The sequence below is a fragment of the Massilimicrobiota sp. An105 genome, from assembly GCF_002161155.1.
Lineage (GTDB): Bacteria > Bacillota_I > Bacilli_A > Erysipelotrichales > Coprobacillaceae > Allocoprobacillus > Allocoprobacillus merdigallinarum.
Map to the genome: position 1 here is coordinate 1 of NZ_NFLY01000100.1, position 1787 is coordinate 1787.

1 protein-coding gene is annotated in these 1787 nt (G+C 39.2%); it reads right to left on the reverse strand.

From position 1 onward, the window contains the following. Positions 1-49: 49 nt before the first annotated feature. Positions 50-1744 carry an IS1634 family transposase gene (locus B5E48_RS13355; protein ID WP_087305630.1) on the reverse strand — a complete coding sequence of 565 codons (1695 nt, stop codon included), beginning with the start codon at positions 1742-1744 and terminating at the stop codon, positions 50-52. Positions 1745-1787 lie beyond the last annotated feature (43 nt).

Sequence of the window (1787 nt, forward strand, 5' to 3'; positions counted from 1 at the left end):
ACCTGTCTTTGGCAGTTTTAAATAAAAAAATGGTGCTAATTTGATATTTCTATCGAGTTAGCATCATTTTTATTTGCCTGGCTGTCAGATAATAATTGGTTATTGGTTGATTTAATATGCCTGCAAGATCTCTTATGAATGGAGTGGATCTTGTTATGTTTATATAGCGGTTATTGTTGATTTCCACAATCCTAAATGACTTGATGAATTCACATATTTCGCTTGTTGAGTATTTATTGTCAAGCACCTTGAACTGGAATATCCTTAGAAGCAGCACTGCTGCATAGCAGATTAGAAAATGACCCTTGATGCTGTTTTCCTTTTGCAGATATACCGGTCTGGCATCAAGCTCGCTTTTCATCACTCTGAATGATTCCTCGATTCTCCACAGATTGTGATAGGTCTCATATATTTTTTGATCATCCATGTCATATTCCGACGTTACAATAAGATTATAGCCTGCAACAGCCATGTCCTTCTCTATGGCCTCTTCATTCAACATGACTTCTGCCTTGCTTCCATCCTTTCCTTTAAAGGTCACATATTTTGCACTTTCTCCATATTCTTCCTTTTTTGCCTGGGATGCCTTCATCTTTCTTGCTTTTTCCACCATTTTGTTGATTTCAAATACCCTTTTCTTGTGCAGCTTCGGATTGTATGTTGCCACTCTTTTTTCCTTGACCTTCTTTATGAATTCTCTTCCATCATCATCGGTATAGGAATATGTATATTCTTCAATGCACGATTTGTGCTTGAATAGTAAATTGCCATCTTTGTCCTTGACTTCCTTATAGTCATTATCCAAAAGCACCCATGTCCTTTCAACCTCTGGAAGTTTCTTGACTGACTTTGAAAAGATATATCCATCTCTGCAGTTGATGGAATCTATGATGTTTCTTGCGCTATTCAGGCCCTTATCCGCAACCCTTATTGTTCTTCCCTTGATATTGTTTCTTTTCTTCAGGCCATTTATGATATTTCTGAAGACAGGCTGTTCTGATTCATTGCCTGGATACATCTCCATGCCAACAGGAATCATGTTGGCATCCAGAAGTAAACCCAGCCCAACAATCGGATCTTTTCTGTTCTCCTTGCTTGGACCCTTTCTCTGAAATGAATTTTCCCTGTCGATTTCAAAGTAGAAGTTGGTACAGTCAAAATAGCTGTGGGATGTATCGATGCCATAGTTCTCATCAGTAGCTACAGTCAGTATTTCAACGATTTTCTGATACTCTTCACCTAGAAATTCAACGGCATCAAGCAGCTGGTAATAGCTGTCCTGAGGGGCAGAGAACATGGAAGGCAAGATATCATGGAATGTCCTGTGCTTTGATAAAGGAGCGACAAGTCTTGCATAGACAAGGGAGGTAAAGAGATCATGGACATTGAAATGAAAATGTCTGTTTGACTGAAGATAATCAAAATGTTCCCTTACATCAAGATTGTTCATAATGCTGGCCAAGGGAAAGTATCCAAGGAGCTTTTCAGGAGAGACTTCACCGATAAGACGATCGTTGATCTTCTTGTTGGCATTATCAGCCTTTCTCTGGGCATTAAGACGATCGACTTCCTTTTGAAAGTAAGCGATGGGATCATCGATGCCACTGTCGATGAGCTTCTGAATATTGCCTAAAGAGCGATAGCTGCGATGCTTTGTACCCTTAGTTTCAGGGGAATAGAAGCTTTCGTATATAGAGAGATAGGTACGAGACTGCTGTTTTGTAACCTTAAGAAAGTAAGCCATAAGAACACCTCCAATATATAACACCATTACACCACTATTATAA